Here is a 22,860-nt window from a genome sequence, read left to right on the forward strand (position 1 = left end):
GATTTCCATGCCCGCCGTCCCTGTCACCGTCCTGCGTCGCCTGTTCGGTTCGGCATGCCTGGCCTGCGCTCTCGCGGTCGCGCCGTTGACGGGCGCGCGGGCGGCCGCGCCGTCCGGCCAACCGCAATTCGTGATTCTGGACAATGATTTCCATGGTCCCGGCGGTTCGAACATACAATCGGTGATTCCGCTGCTCGGCCTGCCGGATGTGACGATTCTCGGTTTTACCGTCACGGTCGGCGATGCGTGGGAAAATGCCGCCGTCGCGCATCTTCTGCGCTTTCTGGAGATCGCGGGCGTCCGTGACGTGCCGGTGGTGCCCGGCGCGACGCTTCCGCTGGTCAATTCCAGACCGCGCTTGCTGGCCTGGGAAAAAGCGAATGGGGCGATGCCGTGGCTGGGGGCATGGCGCAAGGACGCGCCCGATACGCAGCCCGTCGTGCCCCCGTTGAAGGAGGGCGAGCCGTCGCTTCGGCCCGCCACCGAGACGGCGGCGCTGTTCCTGATCCGGCAGGTTCATGCCCATCCGCACCAGGTGACGATCATCGCCGCCGGGCCGATGACCAATATCGCCCTGGCCATCCGGCTGGACCCCGCATTCGCCGGCCTGTGCAGGCGGCTTGTCTTCATGGGCGGGATCGTTGACGGCAATCTCGGCCAAGTGACGGACAGTGCCGATTACTATACCGATTTCAACCTGATGTTCGATCCCGAGGCGGCCGACATCACCCTGACGGCGCCGTTTCCGTCCATCATGTCCATCGGCGGCGTCGCCAATCCGATCCGCATGAACCGGGAGCTGCTGGCGCGCCTGACGGTGGCGGATACGCCGCTTTCCGCCTATCTGAAGCGGTATTTCAAGGCGCAACCCATGTGGGACGAGCTTGCGGCGGCGATTGCCGTCGATCCCGCGATCGTGAAAAAGACCGTGTCCGCTTACATGGGTGTCGATTTGAGCCACGGCCCCAACCGGGGATATGCGCATGTCTGGCCGGAACAGACACGGCCGCATACCGGCGAGCGGGTGGTCGAGATCGTGACGGATGTCGATGCAGCCCGCTTTTATGACGATCTTGTCCGCGCGGTTGGGAGAGTGAAGCCATGACCGATACCTTTCGCCCCTCCACCGGGACCGACCTGAACGACCGGGCGCTGCGTGACAGGGCGGTTCTGGCCGCGCGGGGCAAGGCGCCATTCGACATTCTGCTGTCGGGTGGAATGGTGGCCGATGTGGCAACCGGCGAAATGCGCGCGGCGGATGTCGGCCTGGTGGGGTCCCTGATCGCCAGCGTTCATCCGCGCGGCGCGCGCGGGGATGCCGGCAGGGTTATCGACCTGGCGGGCGCCGTCGTCGCGCCCGGCCTGATCGACACGCATCTGCATATCGAAAGTTCGATGATGACGCCGCGTTCCTATGCCGGGGTGGTCGTGCCGCAAGGTACCACCACGATCTGCTGGGACCCGCACGAACTCGGCAACGTCGCCGGCCTTGCCGGCGTGCGCTGGGCGGTGGAGGCGGCGCGCGACCTGCCGCTGCGTATCCTGATCGAAGCGCCGTCCTGCGTGCCGTCGGCACCGGGGCTGGAACGGTGCGGTGCCGATTTCGACGCCGATGCGATGGCCGAGATGCTGTCCTGGCCGGATATCATCGGCGTGGCGGAAGTCATGGACATGCGGGGGGTGCTGGAGCGCAGCCCGCGCATGAGCGGCATCGTCCAGGCGGGCCTGGAGTCCGGCAAGCTGGTCTGCGGCCATGCGCGCGGCCTGGAAGGCCCCGCGCTCCAGGGTTTCGTCGCGGGCGGTATCGAATCCGATCACGAACTGACGGACCGGCAGGATATTCTTGCGAAACTGCGCGCCGGCATGACGCTGGAATTGCGCGTCTCGCACGAAACCGTGCTGCCGGAGGCCGTCGCGGCCTTCCGCGAACTGGGGCGGGTGCCGCAGACCGTCACGCTCTGCACCGACGACGTCTTTCCCGACGACCTGGTCCGGCAGGGGGGCATGGTGCATCTGCTGCGGCGCCTGGTGCATCATGGCATGGACGGGCTGGAGGCGTTGCGCTGCGCGACGTTGAACGCGGCGCAGCGGATCGGCCGGCGCGACCTCGGGCTCGTTGCGCCGGGCCGGCGCGCCGACCTGGTCGTCTTCGGGGACCTGGTGACGTTCGGGGTGCGGGAGGTCTTCGTGTCCGGCACGCATGCGGCCCATGATGGCGCCCTGACGATGGCCATGCGGCCGGACAGGGTATCGCCGCCGGGCGGGACGATGCGCCTTTCGCCTGTCTCGCCGGCCCAGTTCGCCATTCCGGCCGTGGGAATGCGCGCCACGATCCGCACCGTGGAGAAGCCGCGCTTCACCCGCTGGGGGAAGCGCGAAGTGGATGTCCGGAACGGTCAGGTGGTCATTCCGCCGGACGCCGCGCTGATGGCGGTGTTCAATCGCTACGGTGCGTCGACCGGGCCGGGGCTGGGCGTGATCGAGGGATGGGGGGCGTGGAATGGCGCGATTGCCACGACCGTCCTGCATGACAGTCATAATCTCGCAGTCTATGGCCGCGATCCGGACGACATGGCGTTGGCTGCGAATACGCTCATCGCGTCGGGCGGGGGCATGGTGGTGACGCGGGGGGGGCGCGTTCTGGCCGAACTGCGCCTGCCGATCTGCGGCCTTCTGTCGGCGGATGCGCCGGAGGCTGTCGGGCGGTGGTTCGTCGCGGTGCGCGACGCGGCGTCCGACGTGTCGACCTGGAATGGCTTGCCGGTCATGATCAAGCTGGTCATCGGTGCCAGTCTGGCCTGCAACGCTGGCCCGCATGTGACCGATATCGGCATTACCGACGGCATGAGCGGCGAGATCGTCACCGACTGCGTAGTGGCCTCGTGAGATGTTCATGGCCACGGTGAGGGGATTCCCGCACGATGTGATCGGCATGCGGCGTGCCTTGCATCGCTTTCCCGAATGCGGATTCCTGGAATATCGCACGGCGGCCTGTGTCGCCGAACGACTGGCCGAACTGGGATACGATCTGCGGATCGGGCCCGAAGTCATGCGGGCGGACGCGATGCTGGCCCCTCCCACGGCGGCGGCAATCGCCCAGGCACAGCAGGCGGCCCTGGACATGGGGGCCGGGCCGGAATGGATCGCTCGCATGCCGGAAGGCCAGACCGCCGTCGTCGCCGACATGCGGCGCGGCGCGGGCCCGGTCACGGCGCTGCGTTTCGATATCGATGCCCTGCCTGTTGCCGAGGCCGAAAGTGACGCCCACCGTCCGTTTCGCGAGGGTTTCGCCTCCATCCGGCCGGGGAGGATGCATGCCTGCGGTCATGACGGCCACACCGCGATCGGCCTGGCCGTCGCTGCTGCCCTGGCTTCGCCGGAATCCCGCTGGAGGGGGACGCTACGGCTGATTTTCCAGCCCGCCGAAGAAGGAGGACGTGGCGCGCTGCCCCTCGTCGAGGCTGGCGTCGTCGACGATGTCGACCTGTTCTTCGCCGGCCACCTGGGCTGCCTGCTGCCCTCGGGGCAGGTTGCCACGGCGGCGAATGGCTTTCTCTGGGCCGTCAAGCAGGATGTGATCTTTCGCGGGGCGCCGGCTCATGCGGCCATGGCACCGCAACTGGGGCGCAATGCGCTGCTCGCGGCTGCCGCGGCGGCGTTGGGGCTGCATGCCATGCCGCGCGACGGCGACGGTGTCACGCATGTCAATGTCGGGACGGTACGGGCCGGGACGGCCCGCAACGTCATTGCCGATCACGCGGTGATCGAAATGGAATATCGCGGGGAAACCGAGGAGATTCTCGCCTCGCTCGCCAAAAGGGTGGACGATATCGTGCAGGGGGCGGCGAGAATGCAGGATGTCGCGGTCGAAACCATTCCGTGTGGCCGCAGCATCGGGATTGCCCCGGACCGCGAGGCCATGCGGCGCGTGGCCGAAGCTGCCGGCAGGATCGGGGTCGGCAGCGTCGTCGAGGAATGGCCGATCGGCGGGGGGGACGATGCGACCTATTTCATGCGGCGCGTCCGCGAACGCGGCGGTCATGCCGGTTACTGCCTGATCGGCGCGGATCTTTCCGCCGGGCATCATGCCGGGACGTTCGATTTCGACGAGGCGGCGTTGCCTGTCGCGGTCAGGCTGTTCACCGCCCTGGTCGAAGGCGCATGAGCACGCTTGCGTTCTGGCAGGATTTCGTGGCCGAACGTGCACCCGGCCCGCCCTATCGGTCGCGATACACTGTCGGGGTCGGAGCGCGCTGGTTCGACCTGCCCCTGCGCCCCTTGCCGGACGGCCAGCATGCGGTTGCGTCCTTTCTTGCGAACCAGGCCTCGTTCACCGTTCTGGATGCGATCGTCGATGAGATGACGCGGGCCGCGCGGGCGTTCGCGCCGGACGTCATTGTCGCGCTGCCCACGCTCGGCCTGTCGGTCGGCCCCGGTGTCGCCCGGGGATGTGGGCATGATCGCTTCGTTCCGTTGGGGACGTCGCGGAAATTCTGGTATGACGACGCACTGTCGGTTTCCCTCAGTTCGATCACGAGCCCAGGTGGCGGCAAACGCCTCTATCTCGATCCCAATATTCTGGATCTGCTCCGGGGACGACGGATTCTGGTCGTCGACGATGTCGTCAGCACCGGAGCCTCTCTCGCGGCGGCATTGGCCCTGCTGGATCGTGCGGGGTGTCCGGCCGGGGGCGGGTTGAGCGTCATGTGCCAGACCCGGCGGTGGATGGACGTGATCGGGATACCCGTCGCCTCGGTCTTCCGTACGCCGTTGTTCGCCCGGGAAGGGGAGGGATGGCGGCCTGTCGACGGCACGATGCCGCCCGATGATGCGGGGGCGGGAGCTTGGACCGTCCCGTGATGGGGCGGTTTGACGTTTTGCGGCGGATTGCCAATGGTATCGCGAGACCGGATTGGCGAGGGACTGCCGAAGGATGTCGTCTCGATGAAGCTCTATCACGCCCCGCTCAGCCCCTATGCGCGCAAGGTGCGGGCTGCCGTGATCCTGCTTGGGCTGGAGGCGCGCGTGACCGAAATTGCGGTGCGGGTCTCGGACTCGCCGCCTGAGGTGCTGGCGGCGAACCCGCTGTGCAAGATCCCGGCCCTGGAGCTGCCGGATGGTGAGGGCGTGTACGACAGCCGGGTGATCGTGGATTATCTGGACGGGCTGGCCGGAGGCGGACGGCTGGTCCCTGCCGGGGGCGAGGCGCGCCGGCGGGTGCTGCGGATGCAGGCGCTGGGCGATGGGCTGGCCGATGCGGCGATCCTGGTCCGGACGCTGATTCCGGCCGGGCTGGCCCATGACCATCCGCTGGTCCAGCGCCAGCTTGCGGCGGTCAGGCGCAGCCTGGACCGGCTGGAAAGCGAGCCGCCCGCGTTGGAGCCGATCGATATCGGCGGCCTGTCGGTGGCGTGTGCGCTGGGATATCTGGATGTGCGCTTCGCGGATGATCCGTGGCGGCTGGACCGTCCGGCACTGGCAGCCTGGTACGAGGCGGCCTGCCGGCTGCCGTGCCTGGCCCGGACGGCGGTCACCTTATAGTCCGATCGGGGCGGGCACCGCCGGGCCGCCGGCGCGTTAGGCGTTGCGGGGGCGGCCTGTGCATTGGATAGGCGGTCATGCTAGGGTTTTCGACCCTGTTGCCGATATCCGGGTGGTCGTCCTGCGACTGCCCTGGGTGGATGTCATTTTCGTGTTGTCTCGCCGGAGCTTGCACGGCGGTTCGTTTCATGCCCCGGCCACCCGCCGGCCTAGAGCATTTTCACCGAACACAGGTTCGGTGAAATGCTCTAGTTTATTGTTTTTACGAGCATCTTCACCTGTTTGAACGCACACGTTCAAACAGGATCTGCTCTAGCCGTTGATGGAGGGTATATTGCCGGATGCCAGCCGCCCGTGCGCCCCGGTCGTCATCAAGAAATATGCTAACCGACGTTTGTACGACACCGAACGGTCGATCTATGTTACGCTCGACGCGCTGGCCGACATGGTCCGTTCCGGCAGGGATTTCGTGGTTTTCGATGCCCGTACGGGTGACGATATCACCCGCGCCGTGCTGACCCAGATCATCATGGAGGAAGAGACCAAGGGGCGCGCCATGCTGCCCGCGAGCTTCCTACGGCAGATCATCCGTTTCTATGGCGACAGCATGCAGGGGCTGGTGCCGGACTATCTGGACCAGATGATGGAGCGTTTCGCGGCCAACCATCACCCGGTCCGCACCACCATGCAGCGGACGATGGCGGCGTTCCTGCCGCCGGAAATGGAGAGTCTGGGCCGCCAGGACATCGAGATGATGGACCGGGCGATGTCGGTGTTCGCCTCGTTCCGCGAGCCGGCGGCGTCGCATGAGGATGGGAACGGTAACGCGGTGGCGGTGGCCGAGGGCGTGGCCGGGAGCGGCGAGAGCATGGAAGGGGAAGTGCTGCGCCTGCGCCGCGAGGTTGCGGCCCTGCGGGCCGCACTGGCCGCGTCGTCCGGCGCGGGCTGAGGCGGATGAGCTCAGTTGAGCCAGTCTGTCAGGTGGCCTAGCGGAATTGTGCCGACGAACAGCGTGCCGGCGCTCAGGTGCAGCGGCAGGCTCAAAGGGCGGTCGGTGGGGGCTGGGGCCTCGGGTGTGGCGGGTATCGTGCCGCCCGGATAGCGGGCGGCCAGCCGGTCGATCGTCGTGACGGCCCGGGCCAGGTCCGGGGACAATATGCCGGCCTGGTCCAGCGTGCGGACGGTCTGGCCGATCCCTGCCACGGAGAGGGTGAACGTGCCCTCCGGGCCATTTTGCGCCGAGAGACGGGCGCTTCCTATCACCGACAGGGACAGGTGCGTCCAGCGCGCATGCAGGTCCTGCACCAGCAGGGCGGGCTCCGTGCCGCCCGGGAGCGCGAGGGTCAGGCCGGCATCCGACAGGCGGTGCGCGTCCGTCGGCGCGGGCGGCAGGGGCAGGGTTGGCGGCAGGTCGATCGCGGCGGCATGGCTGCTCAGGGCGATGCGGCTGGCGTCGGGGCCGGCGCGGTCGTTCCATAATCCGTGGCCGCGCAGATCGTGCAGTGTCAGATCGGTCGTGCGGCCATCCGGTTGCAGAATCTGGAGGGTGAGCGCGCGGGCGCCCCATGCGGCCTGACCGGTCATGGCCCCCGGCGGCAGGCCGAGCGGGACGAAGATGCGGGCATTCTCTCCCTGGACCCTGATGGCCCGGATGGTGTCGGGGCCGGTCATGCGGGCGGCCTGCGTGCCGTCGAGGCCGATCCGGATGGTCAGCGGGTGCAGCAGGGACAGCGACAGCGTGACGCCCTGCGCGCCCCAGGCGATGGTCCGGCCGCCGGCCTGACCGTCCAGGCGAGGGTTGCGCAGGGTGAGCCGGGCCGTCAGGGGGGAGCCGCCCCTGGTAGGGAGGCCGGGCTGCACGGTCCAGCCCTGCTGGCGCAAGCGGGTGCTCCAGCCTGCCGCCATCCTGTCCAGCGCGTGCTGCGCGGCCTGCCAGGCGAGGCCGTCGATGGCCGCAACCCCAAGCAGGGTCAGCGCGGCGCGGCGGAGCCACGGGTGGCGGCCGGATGGGCGATGGCGCACGGGCCGGGGGGGGTGCTGCGGCATGTCGTTCTTGATAAGGCACCTTGCGGAAGGCCGGGAACAGATTGATTCACAAATCTTTCACATGCCACGCCCGGCTGGGAAAAAGAGCGGGGGATCGAACTTATCCACAGTTTTGGCGAAAGAGCGGTGTGCGGCGGCCCGCGCGGGGGACGCCGGCAGGCCCGGTGCCGGGTCTGTCGGGAAAATGCATCAAAAACGGGTGTAAATTTAATATGTTATTGCGCGTTTTTCGAGCGTCCGCCGGATGATGGTGCGGCGTGGAGGCCGCCGGTAGAGGAGGGGCGCCAGCCTGTGGGCAAACGGACAGTCACAGGCCCGCCGGATGACCGGTCTGACTGCCCACAGAGTTATCCACAGGCTTCTCCGCGCCCTCGATTCTGCCGAACCGGCTGGACAATTCCTGCCATCGTGCGGTGATTTCGCTCAGGATGCGGGCCTTGCCCACATCGGCGGGCAGGGCGGGACCGATGGCGATGTGAATCGGTCCGGGGTGTTTGACGAAGGCGTTGCGCGACCAGCGCAGGCCGGAATCGGTCGCCACGGGGATGATGGGCAGGCCGGCATGGGTGGCCATGGCGACGATGCCGGGATGCAGGCGCCTGGTCTCGCCGGCCTGGGTGCGGGTGCCCTCGGGGAAGATGACGATCTGGCGCCCGTCGGCGGCCGCCTGTCCGGTGGCGGTCAGCAGGGCGCGCAGGGCGCGGGCACCGTCGGCGCGGCGGACCGGGATCATGCCGGCCAGCAGCAGCATCGGGCCGACCAGCGGGATGCGGGTCAGTTCCTCCTTCATCACATAGGCCGGGCGATCGACCAGGTTCATCCACACCAGCGTGTCGAAGGCCGACTGGTGCTGCGAGGCGAGAAGGCAGGGCCCCGCGGGCAGGTGTTCGCGGCCCGTCACCACGACCCGGATGCCGCAGATATGGCACAATCCCGCCACCGAAAGCCGGGTCCACAGCTTGGCGTACGGCAGTGCGAGGTGCCGGGCGAACAGGCGGATGGGCAGTGCGGCGATGCCCATCAAGACCGTCAGCAGGACGAAATAGAGATTGAACAGGCACGCGCGGACGAAAATCATGACGGGCGGGGGCATTCCGGACAGGTCAGGCACGACTGGCGTGCGACGGGGCGGCGTACATCAGAAAAACGGCCGCGAGACAAGAGCTGGTCGCGGTCGTCAGTTCTGTGTCCGGACCGTCATGTTGCGGGTGAGGCCCAGGCTGGCCATCAGCCATTTGTCGTATTCCATCGCCAGCAGCCGCAGCGAGGAGCCGCGCAGCGGCGCGCGCAGGGCCGGGGGGCGGACGGCATAGGGATGGAGAGTCACGTCGGGCAGGGTGCGATGGATTTCCATGATCGCGCGGCGGATATGGTAGCCGGCGGTGACCACGATCAGCGAGCGCAGCCAGTTGGCGCGGGCCCATTGCGCGGTTTCGTCCGCATTGCCGATGGTCGAGGTGGCGTGGCGGCCCAGCGTGACCTGCCGCCACAGTTCGGGTGGCAGGCTGGCCGCGAGGTCCGGCGGGAGGGCGCCGGCGATGCTGGTGGTGGTGGCGTGGGGGGCGACGCCGGAGATGAGCAACTGGTGCGCCTGGCCGCTGGCCAGCAGCCGCAGCGACGCCTCGATCCGGCCCTGGCCGCCGGTGAGGGCCACGATGCCGTCCGCGACCGGGGGGCGGCCGGGCGATTTCAGTGCGTCGTGGACGAACCAGGCGAAGCCCGTGCCCCACAGGAGCATGCAGCCCAGCAGGCCGGCCAGCGTGCCGTGGAGGAATCGTCCGGCCGCGCCGCCCCGGTTCATTGCGGGAGTCATTACGGCAGGTTTCGCAGCCAAGCGCGCACCGTGGCCTGGGTCGTCAGCCAGCCGATCAGCGCCGCCGCCGGGGCGAGGGCCAGCAGGGTGGCGACCAGGGGGGTGGGCAATGTGGCGAGCAGCGTGTGGGCCAGCATGGTCCAGTCGGCTGAAGATGCGGGCGTGGGCGCCGGGGTTGCCGCCGCGAAGGGGGCCGCCACGCGGGACAGCAGCACCAGGATCGGCAGGGCCAGCCCGCTGCCGGCCAGCCCGCCGATGAAGGCCAGCAGGGCGGTGCGGCGGGCGAAGCGCCCGGCGATATAGCCGTCGGTCGCGCCCATGGCGTGGATCAGTTCGATCGGCAGGCGCCGGGCCGCCAGCCCGGCGCGGGTGGTGGCCGCGATCAGCACCACCGCGATGCCGGCCACGATCGCCACCGCCAGCAATGCGCAACTGTGCAGGCTGTCGGCCAGCCGGCCCAGCCGCTCGCCCCATTCGGCATTGCGTTCGACCAATGTGCCGGGGGCGATGGCGGCCAGGCGGCGGGCGAGTGCCGTGGCGTCGGTTTGCGTGCCGGCTGCCATGTGCAGTTCGATGATGGCGGGCAGGGTCAGGGCGAAATCATGGTCCTGCCCCAGCCAGGGGGCCAGCAGGGCGCCCAGTTCCGCCTTGTCCAGCCGGTGGACGCGCGAGGCGCCGGGACTGTCGGCCAGGGCGGCCAGGACGGCGTCGGAGCGCGTGAGATGGGTGGTGGTGCCTGCTGTCGTTGTCGGGGTGTCCGGATCGGGGACCTGGATGGTCAGCATCGATGCGGCGCCGTTCGACCAGCGGGCGGAGAGGATCTGCGCGCCGGTGGCACCCGCCAGCGCCAGTGCGGCGAGGACCGTCATGGCGGCGACCAGAAGCGGCAGCAGCCGGTCGGGCAGGGCGCGGCGCAGGGCCAGCCCGTCCGCGCGCCTTGCCTGGTTCCAGCGGGTGAAGAGGCCCGGCCGCTCAGCCATCGCGCAGCAGCCTGCCCTGGGCCAGTTCCAGCTCATGGGCCGGATAGCGGCGGATCAGCGCGTCGTTATGGGTGGCGACCAGGATCGTGGTGCCCAGCCCCGACAGGTCGCGGAACAGTTCCATCAGCCGGTTGGCCTGGTATTCGTCCAGCGCGTTGGTGGGTTCGTCGGCCAGCAGCAGGGCCGGGCGGTGAATCACGGCGCGGGCGATGGCCACGCGCTGCTGCTCGCCGCCCGAAAGCTGGGGTGGGCGGGCCGTGGCGCGGGAGGCGAGGCCGACCCAGTCGAGGATGGAATGGACCTCGTCGCGCACTTCGTCCTCCGGCCGGTGTTGCAGGCGCAGGGGCAGGGCGATGTTGTCGAAGACCGGCAGGTCGGGCAGCAGCCGGAAATCCTGATGCACGACGCCGATGCGCCGCCGCAGCCGCGCCAGTGCCGCGCGGCGTGCCTGGGCGACGCTGCTGCCCAGGATTTCCAGCGTGCCGGAGGTCGGGCGCGCGGTCAGCGCCAGCAGGCGCAGCAGGCTGGATTTTCCGGCGCCCGAGGGGCCGAGCAGCCAGCGGAAACCGCCCTGCGGTACCTCGAACGAGATCTGGCGCAGGGCGACAGGGGCCGAGGCGCCGGAAGCGCCGGCGGCATCATAGCGGAAACCGACGTCGCGGAGCCTGATCACGGGTGAGGGTCGGGCAGTGTGTGCGTCACATCTCGCGCGCCGCGACGGCGGCGAGGGTGGCGCAGACCGCCGCCGCCGCCATCATCAGCAGCCCGTCGACCACCAGCGAATCGGCCGTCACGACATGAGAGCCGATGACGATCTGGTGCGGGATGGTGCCGGCGACATGCGTGACGATATCGCGGGTCTGCGGATCGGCGGAGGCGGCGCTGGTGCCGATGGCGCCGACGATATGGGGCAGTGCGCCCCAGCCCACGCCCAGGATCAGGACCAGCGGGGCCAGCAGTTCGGTGACCTGCTGGACGAAATAGAAAAGCCCGTAGAATACGGCGCAGATCGCCACGCGGGCGATGCGGGCGACGGGAAAGCGCTGCGATCCGCCCGCGCGGGGCGGGAGGAACCGGTCGGTGGCGCGGTCCGAATTGAAACTGTCCATGACGGTCGGATCTCCGGCGGCGGCTGCGGCGCGCCCGATCTGCCGGGTACGCATCCCTGCCGGAGGTAGCCGTCACTTGTCATAAATGCAATCTTCGGGGAGAAAAGCAGGTAGGAAACGCGCCGGCAAGCCATTGCCGGGCCGGCTCGGGTGGAAGGCAGCAAAGCCCCGGTGTCAGTGGCCGTCGTCATCTTCCGTCTTGTGGATACGTGTTACGGCCTGCCCGCGCCCGCGGTGCGGGAATGCATGCCCATGCCGGCGCTTGTCCGCCCGGCCGGGACGCCCGCGCCGGTGCTGGGATTCTTTCGCCTGGGTGCGGAACGCGTGGTTGCCATCGATCTTGCCGTCCTGCTGGGGCTGCGGGCGTGGAGCGCGCCGGACGACGATGCGATGCTGTATCGCCCGCTGCTGCTATGCGATCCCGGTGCCGGAATGAAGGTGGCCTTCATGGTCGACAGCGTGCTGGATGTGCGGCAGAGGACGGGGGCGGTGATGGCGCTGCCCGCCGATGGCATGCCGGCCGGCGGCTGGCTGGCGGGGGAGGTCGAACTGGCCGGAGGAATGACCGCGTTGCTGATGGACCCCGACCGGCTGCTGATGGAGCGCGAGCGGCAGCGGATCGAGGCCCTGGCCCTGGATGCGGCGTTGCGCGATGCGCTATGGGAGCGCGCGGATGGCTGACCGGCAACATGCCCTGGAACGGCTGGCTACCCGGATCGTCGCGCGGACCGGGTTGCATTATTATGCCGACAAGATGGACCTGCTGGAGATGGTGCTGCGGCGGCGCATGGATGCCTGCGGCTGTGACTGCCCGATGGAGTATCTGTCGCGGCTTTCGGACGATGCGGCGGGCGAGGCCGAATGGCGGGCGCTGGAATCGGCCGTGACGATCGGCGAGACGTTCTTCTTCCGCTATGCCGAGCAGTTCCATGCGCTGGAACGCACGATCCTGCCCGACCTGATCACCCGGCTGCGCCCGCTGCGGACCATCCGGATCTGGAGTGTCGGGTGCTCCAACGGTGCCGAGCCCTATTCGCTGGCCATTCTGCTGCACCGGCTGCTGCGGGCGCGGGGCGAGCAGGACTGGACCGTCGATATCCTGGGCACCGACATCAGCGATCTGGCGCTGGAGCGGGCCCGGCGCGCGGAATATGGGGCGTGGTCGCTGCGCGATGTCAGTGCCTCGGAACGGCGGCAATGGTTCCGCCCCGCCGCCAGCGGGCGGCACTGGGCCCTGCGCGATGTCTATCGGCGCATGGTGCGCTTCGAATACGGAAACATCATGGACCTGCCGTCGGGCGGGGGGCCGGCCGGGCCGTTCGACCTGATCCTGTGCCGCAATGTGCTGCTGTATTTCGAGCCGAAGCGGGCGTTGGAGCTGGTGCGGGCGCTGGCGGACCGGCTGTCGCCGCCCGGATGGCTGCTGCTGGGCCATTCCGACCCGATCGGCGAATGCGGCGATTTTCTCGAGACCGTGACGTTTGCGGGTACGGTGGCGTTTCGCGCCGCGGGCTCGCGCCAGGGGCCGGCCGTGCCGCGCCGGGGCGCGCTGTCCTGCCTGCCGGATACGCCGCTTGCCGCGCCGCCGCCGTTTCGCCCGGCGCTGGAGCGGGCGCCCGATATCCACGCCCACGCCCACGCCCACGCCCACGCCCACGCCGATGCCGGGCTGGCGCGGGCCGAGGCCCGGGCGCTGGCCGATCGCGGTGCGCTGGCCGAGGCGCGGGCCTGCTGCGGCGCGGCGCTGGCCCTGCATCCGCTGGATGCCGGGCTGCATTTCCTCTCGGCCGTTCTGGCGGAGGATTCCGTGGCCGCCGAGGACGGGTTCCGGCGCACGCTCTATCTGGATCGCGAGCATGTCATGGCGCATGTGCATCTGGCCCGGCTGCTGCGGGATGCCGGAGAGACGGACGATGCCGAACGGATGCTGCGGCAGGCCCGGACCCTGCTGCGCCGGCTGCCCGTTGACGCGCCGGTCGCGGATGGGGGCGGGCTGACCGTGGCCGGACTGTTGCGGCTGGTTGGCGGGGACGGGGCGGCGGATGCCGATGACGTGCGCGAGGATGGTTCGCCGATGCTGGCGCGGAGCGTGTCCTGACCGGTCAGGGCGGCATGCCGGGGGCGGCGGGGCCGCGCGACGCGCCCGCCGGGGGTGCCGGCGGCTATGCCCGCCGGGTGATGGCGGAGCGTGCGCGGCAGCTGGCGGCGCGCGGGCAGGCGCCGGCCGATGATGCGGGGCGCCGCGCGGCGGTGATCCTGGACGTTGGCGGGCAGATCTATGCCATCGACCTGCATCATGTGCTGCGCATGGCCGAGCCGGCCTGGAGCGTCATGCCCCGTCGGCCGGACTGCCCGGCTTCGGTGCGGGGTGTCTATGGCTATGTCGGCCATCTGTATACGGTGATCGATCTGTCGGTTCTGCTGGGCGGGGCGCCGATGGATCGTGCCGGGGCCATGGCGCTGCTGCGCCCGGTGGCCGGCCTGCCGGTGGCGCGGATTGCGCTGCTGGCCGGGCGGACGCTGGGTGTGGACGACGTGGTGGTTGCGCCGGCCGCCGCACCGGTATCGGCCCACCCGATGGCGGCCCTGCCGGATGGGCGGCTGGTCGCGGTGCTGGACCCCGCCCGCCTGTTCGCCGCGCGTCAATTCGGAGTCTGACCTGTCGTGACAATTGCCAATCGTCTTCTGTTCGGGTTCCTGGTCGGCGTCATGCTGATGGTGTCGATCGGCGTCTATGCGCTGGGGCAGATCCGCAATGTCCGCGACGAGATGACGGTGATTGTGACCCGGGACCTGCTGGTCTATCGCCACCTGAACCATCTGCGGGTGCTGGAGAACGACCTGGTGGCGCGGCGGCTGTCGATCCTGTCGCATTATTATGCGCGGGATTACCAGAAGGACCCGGCGATGCTGGACGCGGCGGTCACCGACTGGACCGGGGTGGACCGGCAGGCGGAGGATACGCTGGTGCAGGCGATGGCCGCCGCCAGCCAGGCCGATGACGAGGCGCGGATCGACGCGCGGCGCGCCATGTTCGCCGCCATTTCGGCCCGCCTGCACGAGGCGCTGGACCAGGCGCGCCAGAATGCCGAGGCGGCGTCGGACCTGTTCGCGGCCATCCGCCAGGGCGATGATGCGGCGGTACGCCAGCAATCGGTGCGGTCGGACACGCGCGACCAGACCATCGACCGGCTGATCTCCGACGCCGGGACCACGCTGGATGGCGGGGTGCAGGCGGGCGAGATGCAGAGCAGCGCGCTGTATGAATTCAGCCGCCGGTCGCTGATCCTGGGGCTGGCGGTGGCGGTGATCGTCGCGCTGATCGTCACCTTCTGGACCCGGCGGTCGATCCTGGCCCCGCTGGCGGCGCTGATGCGGGTGATGGAGCGGGTGGGGCAGGGGGACCTGTCGACCCATGTGACGGTCGGCGGCTCGGGCGGCGGACGGGATGAGTTCGAACGCCTGGCCGACGGGCTGAACCGGATGATCGACGGCCTGCGCGAGATCGCGCAGCAGAGCCGCGAGGCCACACGCAACCTGGATGCGGCGGTGGCCGATATCCGTGCCTCCGCCCAGCAGCAGGCGGCGAGCGTGGAGGAACAGTTCGCGGCGGTGCAGGAGACGGCGGCGACGGTGGACCAGATCACCCATTCCGGCGCGCAGATCAGCAAGCGCGCGCGGGAAGTGATCTCGTCGGCCGAGACCATCGTCCACAGTTCGGCCAGCGGGCTGGAGGCGGTGGAGGAGACCGCGCGGGCCATGGAGCGCACGCAGGAAGGTGCGGAGGCCGTGGCATCGAACATCGTCGCACTGTCCGAGCGGACGGATGCGATCAGCGAGATCATCACCGCCGTCAACGATCTGTCGGAGCGTTCGCACCTGCTGGCGCTGAATGCCGCGATCGAGGCCGCCGCCGCCGGCGAGCATGGGCGCTCCTTCGCCGTGGTCGCGGCGGAGATGAAGATCCTGGCCGACCAGTCGCGCGATGCCACCCAGCATGTGCGCGCGATCCTGGGCGACATCCAGCGCGGCATCAATACGTCGGTCATGCTGACCGAGGAGGCGGTGAAGCGCGTCTCGGCCGGCAAGGAGCGGACCGATATCGCCTATCGCACCATCGAGCGCATGACGGGCGGCATCGAGGAGGGGGTGAACGCGTTCCAGCAGATCGTGGCCTCGACCAACCAGCAGCAGATCGGCATCGAGCAGGTGATGACCGCGTTGCAGAGCATTCGCCAGGCCAGCCAGCAGACGGCGGCGGGGACCCGCAATCTGGAGGCCTCGGCCAGCAATCTGGGCAGCCTGTCGCACCAGCTCCTGGCCATTTCCGCGCGTTACCGGACCTGACGGCCGGCCGTGGAGGCTCTGCGACAGGAACTGCTGGCGGTCTTCGACGCCGAATATCGCGACCATCTGCGCGTCGTGCGCGACATTCTGGCCGCCGGCCCGGTGGATGGGCGCGGGATCGGCGAGATCTTCCGGCGCGTTCATTCGCTGAAGGGTGCGGCCCGCGTCGTCGAGCGGGCCGATATCGAGACCATCGCCCATGCGCTGGAGGGGCGGCTGTTCGGGCTGCTGGACGGGCAGCAGCCCGTGACGGCGGAGGATATCGCCGCCATCGGCACCGCCATGGACCAGATCGACGCCCGCATGCAGGATCTGGCGGAGGCGCCGGCCGGCCCTGACGGGGGCGAGGCGGGGCCGCCCGGGCGCGAGGAGGCGGCCGACAGCTACGTGCAGGTGCCCGTGTCGCGCCTGGATGCGCTGGTCGGCGTCATGCACGACATGATGGGCATTGCCGAGCGGCAGGAACGGCTATGGGCCGATCTGGAGGACCTGACCGCCGCCGCGGCGCGGCGGACGGGGTCGGCCGCCGACCCGGCGGCGGAATTGTCGCGCCTGACCCGCGCCCTGTTTGCCCTGTCGCGCGAGCGCGGGCGGATTGCGGGGCAGGCCGACCGGGCCATGATGCGGCTGGACGAGGAAGTGCGGGCGGTGACGCTGGTGCCGGCCGGGACGGTCTTTGGCTCGCTGACCGGCATGGTGCGGCAGATCGCGCGCGAGCATGGCAGCGGCGAGGTGACGGTGCGCCTGCTGGGCATGGATGTGCGGGCCGACCGGCGGGTGATGCAGGCGCTGCGCGACCCGGTGATCCATCTGCTGCGCAATGCCATCGTCCATGGGCTGGAGAGCCCGGCCCGGCGGCAGGCGGAGGGCAAGCCGGCGGAGCCGGTCCTGACCCTGTCGGTGCGGATGCTGGGCGTGCGCCTGCTGGTGTCGGTGAGCGATGACGGGCGCGGTCCGGACCTGGAGGCGATCGCCGCGCGCGCCATCCGCCAGGGGCTGATGCAGCCGGATGATCCGGGCCTGCCCGAAACCCTGCTGAGCCTGGTGTTCGCACCCGGTTTTTCCACGCGGGCCGAGGCCGACCGGCTGTCCGGCCGGGGCATGGGCCTGTCGGTGGTGGCGGAGGCCGCGCGTGCCCTGCAGGGGTCGGTCCGCATGGAGGCGGGCAGCCCCTGGGGGACGGTGGTGACGATGGCGGTGCCGGTCTCGCGCCGGCAGCGCACCACGCTGGTGGTCGAGGCCGGCGACATGACCATCGGCCTGCCCGGGCGGGTGATCGAGCGGCTGGCGCGGGTGCGGCAGGCCGATATCCGCATGGTCGACGGCCGGGCCTGTTTCGCCCTCGACCGGCGGCGCGCGCCGGAGAGCGGACAGGAGGCGGGGGCCGCCCTGGTGCCGGTGGTGCCGCTGGCCGCCTTTCTTGGCCGGCCGGATGCGGCGTTGCCGGTCCATGACGGGGCGCTGTCGGTCGTCGTGCTGGGCATGGCGGATGGCGGGTGCTGCGGCTTTGCCGTCGACCGGATGCGCGAAGTCCGTATCCTGCATATTTCCGATGCCGAGGCGGCGGGACTGGACAGCGAGCTGATCCCCGGTGTGGGCTGGCCGCGCGGTGACCGGCCGGTCTTCGTCCTCAATCCCGATACGCTGCTGGAACGGTGGCGGATGGCGGGGGCCACGGGGGGGCATTTCGACGGTGCCGGCGATGCGGGGCCGGACGGCGGGGCGCCGGTGGCCCGCCGGGTGCCCGCCGTGCTGGTGGTTGACGATTCGATTACCACACGGACTCTCCAGAAGACGATCCTGCAGACCCACGGCTATGATGTGCTGCTGGCGACGGACGGGGTCGAGGCCCTGGCGCTGCTGCACCGGTCGCCACGTCGGATCGACGTGATCGTGACGGACGTGGAGATGCCCCGGATGGATGGTTTCGCATTGCTCGACGCGGTCAGGTCGGACCCGCGCCTGTCCCGGATTCCGGTGGTGCTGATGACGTCGCGCAACGAGGAAGCCGATATCAGGCGCGGGCTGGAGGGTGGCGCCCGGGCCTATGTGACCAAGCAGGGGTTCGAACAGGGCGAATTGCTGGACATTATCCGAGGCGTGCTGTGACCGGCCTGGCCGGGCCGCGCGTCCGGGTGCTGGTCGTCGAGGATTCGGCGGTGGTCCGGCATGTGCTGGTGCGGCTGATCCGCGACGACCCGCGGCTGGAACTGCTGGAGGCGGTGGAAACGGCCGAGGAGGCGCTGCGCCTGGTGCCGATGCTGCGGCCCGACGTGATTTCGATGGATGTGCGGCTGCCCGGCATGGACGGGCTGGAGGCCACGCGGCGCATCATGGCCGAATGCCCGACGCCGATCGTGATCGTCAGCGACTCCTCGACCGATCCGGCGCTGCGGATCTCGATGAACGCGCTGCGCTCCGGCGCGCTGTCGGTGGTGCAGAAGCCGGCCGGCTGGCCGGTCGATGCCGCCGGGGGGGCCGCGATCGCGACCCAGCTCTACATCATGAGCCAGGTGCCGGTGATCCGCCACCGGCTGCATTATGGGGCGGTGCCGGTTCAGGATGTGGGGGCCCCGCCGCCGCCGCGTCTGCGCCCGCGCCTGGTCGGCATGGCGGCGTCGACCGGCGGGCCGCAGGCCTTTGCGCATATCATGGGGGCGCTGCCCGCCGGCTTTCCGTGGCCGATCCTGCTGGTGCAGCATATGGGCACGGGGTTCATGGAAGGGTTCGCCGCCTGGCTCGATACCCAGACCCGGCTGCCGGTCGCGCTGGCCCGGCAGGGGGAGATCATGCGGCCGGGGCATGTCTATGTCGCGCCGGCCGAGGCGCATCTGACCCTCGGGCTGAGTGATGAAATCCGATTGTCGAACGCGCCGCCGCTGGGCGGGCAGCGGCCGTCGGCCACCGCCCTGTTCGCCTCGATGGCGCGCGTGGGGGCTGGGGCGATCGGCATTCTGCTGACCGGCATGGGCGAGGACGGGGCCGTGGGGCTGCGCGACATGCGCCGGGCGGGCGGATACACGATCGTCGAGGACCGGAGCACGTCGATCGTGCATGGGATGCCCGGTGCGGCCGAGCGGATCGGCGGGGCTTCGATCAGCCTGCCCCTGGGACAGATCGCGCCGCATCTGGTGGCCGTGGCTTCGGCCGCCGCACCCTTGCCGATGGTGGTCGGGATGGAAGGACGGGGGCCATGACCGACGCCTCCGCCGAGGGGCAGGTGCCGCCGACGCTGCTGCTGGTCGAGGATTCCGACACCCAGGCGCTGCGCATACGCCGGATGCTGGAAAGCCATGGTTTCGCGGTGACGCGGGTGGCCAGTGGCGAGGCCGCGCTGGATACGCTGGATACGCGGATTCCGGATCTGGTGGTCGCCGACTATCATCTGCCGGGCATGAATGGTGGGCAGATGGCGCGCCAGCTGCGCATGAGTGCGGCCACCCGCATGATTCCGGTGCTGATGCTGACCGAGGGGGGCGAGCCGGGCCTGGAGCGCGAGGGGCTGGAAAGCGGCGCCGATGCCTATGTGCCCAAATCGGCCGAACCGGACCTGATCGTCTTTCGCATCCGCGCGCTGCTGCGCGAGGGGGCGGGCACGGGGGCCGGTACCGGGCAGCGGGATGCCAGCCCGCTGTTCCGCCGGGCGCGAATCCTGATTGTCGGTGGCGAAGGGGCGCGGGAGCATGCGGTGGCGGCCCTGGCGGCCCTGATGCGCAATGACGGGCACGACGTGACCGTGATCGGTCATCCCGGTGCGATGGAGCGGACGGATTGGTTCGACCCAGGTCGCGCGCCCGACTGCGTGGTGGTCGACCTGGTGTCCGACCGGTTCGACGGCATCGCCTTCTGCCAGGAACTGGACGATCTGCGGCAGGATGTCGTGGTGGCGGGCGGAGGGGCGCCCCGTATCCTGGGCCTGAGCGGGCCGGGTGCGGCGCGCGGTGTCCTTCCCGCTCGGGCGTTCGAGGCCGGTGTGGACGACATGGTGGCCGACGATATCGAGCCCGATGTGCTGGCCCTGCGGATTCGGGCGCTGGTGCGGCGCAAGCTGCTGCAGGACGATGCGCGGCGCATCGACCTGGACCGGCAGGCGCGCGAGATCGCGGTCGAGGCCGCGCGGGCCGAGGCGGCGGCGATCGCCTCCAAGGCCTCGCTGGCCGAGGCGCTGGAACAGGCGAATGCTGAGCTGGCCGATGCCAACCGGCGGCTGATCGAGACCCAGGGCAAGCTGGTGCAGACCGCCAAGATGGCGTCGCTGGGCGAGCTGGTGGCGGGCATTGCGCATGAGATCAACAATCCGCTGGCCTTCATCCTGGCCCACAAGGATACGGTGGCCCGCCTGCTGGCGCAGGTGATTGCCGAGGAGGACCCTGGCACGGATGCGGACGGGAGCCGGCACGCGGCGCTGATGAAATGCCGCGACCGTGTCGAATCGATGAGCCTGGGCCTGCGGCGCATCCAGAACCTGGTCCTGAACCTGCGGAAATTCTCGCGCCTGGACGAGGGGCTGTTCCAGGTGATCGACGTGCCCGAGGCGCTGGAGACGGTGCTGGCCCTGCTGACGCAGAAATTCGGCAACCAGATCGTGGTGGAGCGGGATTATCGCGCGCCCGAGCGCCTGTATTGCCAGTCTGCGCTGCTGAACCAGGTGATGATGAACATCATCAGCAATGCCGCCGACGCGATTTATTCCATGCTGGAGGATGCCGGCGAGGGCGACCCGGCGGGGCCGGCACGCGGGGTGATCAGGATTGCCACCGAATTGCGTGTCAGCGAGGGGTCGGGCGAGCAATCATATGTCTTTATCGTGACGGATAACGGTCCGGGCATTCCGCCGGAGATGGCGGAGCGGATCTTCGAGCCGTTCTTTACCACCAAGCCGGTGGGAGCGGGGACGGGGCTGGGGCTGGCCATCGCCTATAGTGTCGTGCAGGCCCATCATGGCACGATCACGATTGCCGACGCGCCGCGCAGGGCCGGCGGTGCCGGCACCGATGGAGGACGGGGAACGATGTTTACGATTTCGGTGCCCTGGCAGCCGCATCTGGAAGCGATGGCCGAGCCCGTCCGGGGTGCTGCGGAGATGCGGGCGTGACCGACCGCCCCGTCGTGCTGCTGGTGGATGACGAACCAGAGATCCTGGTGGCGCTGACCGACCTGCTGGAAGACAGTTTCACCATCCTGTCGACCACCTCGCCGGTCGAAGCGCTGGATATTCTGGCCCGGCGCCGCGATGTCGATGTCATCGTCTCCGACCAGCGCATGCCCGAGATGGGGGGCGACGTGATGCTGGCGCGGGCGCGGGGGATGTGCGACGCGCAGGCGATCCTGCTGACCGGGTATGCCGATATCGGCGCCGTGGCGGCGGCGCTGAACCAGGGGCGGATTTCCTTCTATTCGCACAAGCCCTGGGATGGGGATGCCCTGCGCGCGATGGTCGTCCAGGCGGCGCATCGCCACAAGCTGGAAGGCGAGTTGCAGACCGAGCGGATGCTGCTGCGCGGCCTGCTGGGGAATCTGCGCGCCGGCCTGGCCTTCAAGGACCCCGATGGGCGCTTTATCCGCATCAACCGCAATGCCGCCGCCTTCTATGGCCGGGACGAGGCCGATTGTCTGGGGCGGCGGGAGGAGGATTTGTCCGATCCGGCCCTGCTGCCGGCGCTGCATGCGGCCGAGGCGCGGCTGGAGGCCGAGGGCCGGGATGAGGAAGTGCTGCCGGTGTCCGGCCCCGGCGGCAGTGTGAGCTGGCGGGAGTTCACCCGTGCGCGTCTGGGCGTGAATGCGCGGGGCGAGGCCTATTCGGTGCTGATCAATCGGGACATCACCCGCCAGCGCGAGATGGAGGCGCGCCTGCGCCAGGCGGAAAAGATGCAGGCGCTGGGCACCATGGCCGGCGGAATCGCGCATGATTTCAACAATCTGCTGACGGCGGTGATGGGGTCTCTGGAACTGGCCGTCGATATGGGCGAGGGGCTGGACGACCGCACGACCCATCTGCTGGACAATGCGATGGGCGCCGCGCGGCGGGGGGCCGACCTGACGCGCCGGCTGCTGAATTTCAGCCGGCCGCGTGATCTGAGCCTGCAGCCGGTCGATGTGAATGCCCTGTTGCGGGGCATGCATGACCTGCTGGTGCAGGGCGTGACCGCGCGGCGGCGCGAGGGTGCGGCGGGGCGCCGGCCGGTCGAGATCGGGATGGAGACCGCGGACCCGGGCGGGGAGGTGCCGCTGGTGCGGACCGATGCCGGGCAACTGGAACTGGCGCTGCTGAATCTGTGCCTGAATGCCAGCGACGCCATGCCGGATGGGGGTGGGATCATGCTCTCGGCCCATGTGGCGCGGCTGGAGGCGCCGGTGGCTGAAGGGGATTTGCCCCAGGGCGAATATGTCGTGGTGTCGGTGGCCGACCAGGGCACGGGCATGGCGCCGGAGACGCTGGCGCGGATCTTCGAGCCGTTCTTCACGACCAAGGATGTCGGGCGGGGGACCGGGCTGGGCCTGTCGATGATCTATGGTTTCGTGCGCCATGCCGGGGGCGATGTGCGGGTGACCAGCGCGCCGGGGCAGGGGACGCAGGTGGATCTGTATCTGCCGGTCCATCGTTGCCCGGTGGCGGCCCTCGACCGGCCGGAGGCGCTGGAGCCTCTGCCTGTCCGCAAGGGGCTGCGCATCCTGGTGGTGGACGACGAGGACACGGTCAGGACCGTGACGGCCGGTTTCCTGCGCGGCATGGGGCATGAGGCGATCGAGGCGCCGGGCGGGGAGGAGGCGCTGGCGCAAATCGATGCGATGACGCCCCATCGGCCCGACCTGGTGGTGCTGGACGTCATGATGCCGAAAATGGGGGGCGAGGAGGCGGCGCGGCGGATCGGCGCGCTCTATCCCGAAACGCGTATCCTGTTCCTGACCGGCTATGCCGACAATGCCGTGTTGCCGGAGGATGCGCTGGTGCTGCGCAAGCCCTTCACCCAGGCCGAATTGTCGGGGCATGTCGCCCGCGCGATGGGCGGATGAGGGGGCGGCT

20 protein-coding genes are annotated in these 22,860 nt (G+C 69.6%); 14 read left to right on the forward strand and 6 right to left on the reverse strand.

The window, feature by feature from the left end:
* The first annotated feature begins 7 nt into the window (after window positions 1–7).
* The 6 genes from HLH29_RS02340 (at window position 8) to phaR (ending at window position 6,490) form a co-directional block, all read left to right on the forward strand.
* Window positions 8–1,105, forward strand: coding sequence for a nucleoside hydrolase (locus HLH29_RS02340; RefSeq protein WP_182964394.1), 1,098 nt, complete (start codon window positions 8–10; stop codon window positions 1,103–1,105).
* On the forward strand, window positions 1,102–2,886 hold the full coding sequence (locus HLH29_RS02345) for an adenine deaminase (protein WP_182964395.1): 1,785 nt from the start codon (window positions 1,102–1,104) through the stop codon (window positions 2,884–2,886). Before HLH29_RS02340 ends, HLH29_RS02345 begins: the two co-directional genes overlap by 4 nt.
* A 7-nt stretch (window positions 2,887–2,893) precedes the next feature.
* Window positions 2,894–4,165: an amidohydrolase gene (locus HLH29_RS02350; RefSeq protein ID WP_182964396.1), complete on the forward strand. Its 1,272-nt coding sequence runs from the start codon at window positions 2,894–2,896 to the stop codon at window positions 4,163–4,165.
* Window positions 4,162–4,860, forward strand: coding sequence for a phosphoribosyltransferase (locus tag HLH29_RS02355; protein WP_182964397.1), 699 nt, complete (start codon window positions 4,162–4,164; stop codon window positions 4,858–4,860). The genes HLH29_RS02350 and HLH29_RS02355 overlap by 4 nt, the downstream gene beginning before the upstream one ends.
* 33 nt (window positions 4,861–4,893) lie before the next feature.
* A complete protein-coding gene (locus HLH29_RS02360) occupies window positions 4,894–5,541 on the forward strand; it encodes a glutathione S-transferase family protein (protein WP_246373662.1) in 648 nt (215 codons plus the stop codon).
* Window positions 5,542–5,863: 322 nt separating this feature from the next.
* On the forward strand, window positions 5,864–6,490 hold the full coding sequence (gene phaR, locus HLH29_RS02365; RefSeq protein ID WP_182964455.1) for a polyhydroxyalkanoate synthesis repressor PhaR: 627 nt from the start codon (window positions 5,864–5,866) through the stop codon (window positions 6,488–6,490).
* An 11-nt stretch (window positions 6,491–6,501) separates the two neighbouring features.
* Here phaR and HLH29_RS02370 read toward each other — a convergent pair whose 3' ends face one another.
* The 6 genes from HLH29_RS02370 to HLH29_RS02395 all read right to left on the reverse strand — a co-directional run bounded on the left by HLH29_RS02370 (window position 6,502) and on the right by HLH29_RS02395 (window position 11,489).
* Window positions 6,502–7,587, reverse strand: coding sequence for a DUF2125 domain-containing protein (locus tag HLH29_RS02370; RefSeq protein ID WP_182964398.1), 1,086 nt, complete (start codon window positions 7,585–7,587; stop codon window positions 6,502–6,504).
* Window positions 7,588–7,894: 307 nt separating this feature from the next.
* Window positions 7,895–8,665, reverse strand: coding sequence for a lysophospholipid acyltransferase family protein (locus tag HLH29_RS02375; protein WP_182964399.1), 771 nt, complete (start codon window positions 8,663–8,665; stop codon window positions 7,895–7,897).
* A gap of 99 nt (window positions 8,666–8,764) precedes the next feature.
* Window positions 8,765–9,388, reverse strand: a complete 624-nt coding sequence (locus HLH29_RS02380; RefSeq protein WP_182964400.1) for a YdcF family protein — start codon at window positions 9,386–9,388, stop codon at window positions 8,765–8,767.
* An 11-nt stretch (window positions 9,389–9,399) separates the two neighbouring features.
* Window positions 9,400–10,380, reverse strand: coding sequence for a cell division protein FtsX (locus HLH29_RS02385; RefSeq protein ID WP_182964401.1), 981 nt, complete (start codon window positions 10,378–10,380; stop codon window positions 9,400–9,402).
* Window positions 10,373–11,053 carry an ATP-binding cassette domain-containing protein gene (locus HLH29_RS02390; RefSeq protein ID WP_182964402.1) on the reverse strand — a complete coding sequence of 227 codons (681 nt, stop codon included), beginning with the start codon at window positions 11,051–11,053 and terminating at the stop codon, window positions 10,373–10,375. Before HLH29_RS02390 ends, HLH29_RS02385 begins: the two co-directional genes overlap by 8 nt.
* A gap of 25 nt (window positions 11,054–11,078) precedes the next feature.
* A complete protein-coding gene (locus tag HLH29_RS02395) occupies window positions 11,079–11,489 on the reverse strand; it encodes a hypothetical protein (protein WP_182964456.1) in 411 nt (136 codons plus the stop codon).
* A 177-nt stretch (window positions 11,490–11,666) separates the two neighbouring features.
* Between HLH29_RS02395 and HLH29_RS02400 the strand changes: the two genes are divergently transcribed.
* Genes HLH29_RS02400 through HLH29_RS02435 form a run of 8 tightly spaced genes read left to right on the forward strand, consistent with a single transcriptional unit; the run spans window position 11,667 to window position 22,850 of the window.
* Window positions 11,667–12,170 (forward strand): chemotaxis protein CheW, encoded by a 504-nt coding sequence (locus tag HLH29_RS02400; RefSeq protein WP_338030160.1) that lies wholly within the window; start codon window positions 11,667–11,669, stop codon window positions 12,168–12,170.
* The gene (locus HLH29_RS02405; protein WP_182964404.1) at window positions 12,163–13,587 is read left to right on the forward strand and encodes a CheR family methyltransferase; all 1,425 of its coding nucleotides are present in this window, start codon (window positions 12,163–12,165) and stop codon (window positions 13,585–13,587) included. Before HLH29_RS02400 ends, HLH29_RS02405 begins: the two co-directional genes overlap by 8 nt.
* A 14-nt stretch (window positions 13,588–13,601) precedes the next feature.
* Window positions 13,602–14,147 carry a chemotaxis protein CheW gene (locus HLH29_RS02410; RefSeq protein ID WP_182964405.1) on the forward strand — a complete coding sequence of 182 codons (546 nt, stop codon included), beginning with the start codon at window positions 13,602–13,604 and terminating at the stop codon, window positions 14,145–14,147.
* A gap of 6 nt (window positions 14,148–14,153) precedes the next feature.
* Window positions 14,154–15,836 (forward strand): methyl-accepting chemotaxis protein, encoded by a 1,683-nt coding sequence (locus HLH29_RS02415; protein WP_182964406.1) that lies wholly within the window; start codon window positions 14,154–14,156, stop codon window positions 15,834–15,836.
* 9 nt (window positions 15,837–15,845) lie between these two features.
* Window positions 15,846–17,945 carry a response regulator gene (locus HLH29_RS02420; RefSeq protein WP_182964407.1) on the forward strand — a complete coding sequence of 700 codons (2,100 nt, stop codon included), beginning with the start codon at window positions 15,846–15,848 and terminating at the stop codon, window positions 17,943–17,945.
* Window positions 17,942–19,033 carry a chemotaxis protein CheB gene (locus tag HLH29_RS02425; protein WP_338030157.1) on the forward strand — a complete coding sequence of 364 codons (1,092 nt, stop codon included), beginning with the start codon at window positions 17,942–17,944 and terminating at the stop codon, window positions 19,031–19,033. Before HLH29_RS02420 ends, HLH29_RS02425 begins: the two co-directional genes overlap by 4 nt.
* Window positions 19,030–20,931 carry a response regulator gene (locus HLH29_RS02430; RefSeq protein WP_182964408.1) on the forward strand — a complete coding sequence of 634 codons (1,902 nt, stop codon included), beginning with the start codon at window positions 19,030–19,032 and terminating at the stop codon, window positions 20,929–20,931. Before HLH29_RS02425 ends, HLH29_RS02430 begins: the two co-directional genes overlap by 4 nt.
* Window positions 20,928–22,850 carry a response regulator gene (locus HLH29_RS02435; RefSeq protein ID WP_182964409.1) on the forward strand — a complete coding sequence of 641 codons (1,923 nt, stop codon included), beginning with the start codon at window positions 20,928–20,930 and terminating at the stop codon, window positions 22,848–22,850. The genes HLH29_RS02430 and HLH29_RS02435 overlap by 4 nt, the downstream gene beginning before the upstream one ends.
* Window positions 22,851–22,860: the final 10 nt, after the last annotated feature.

This window comes from Gluconacetobacter tumulicola, assembly GCF_014174215.1.
Classification (GTDB): Bacteria; Pseudomonadota; Alphaproteobacteria; order Acetobacterales; family Acetobacteraceae; genus Gluconacetobacter; species Gluconacetobacter tumulicola.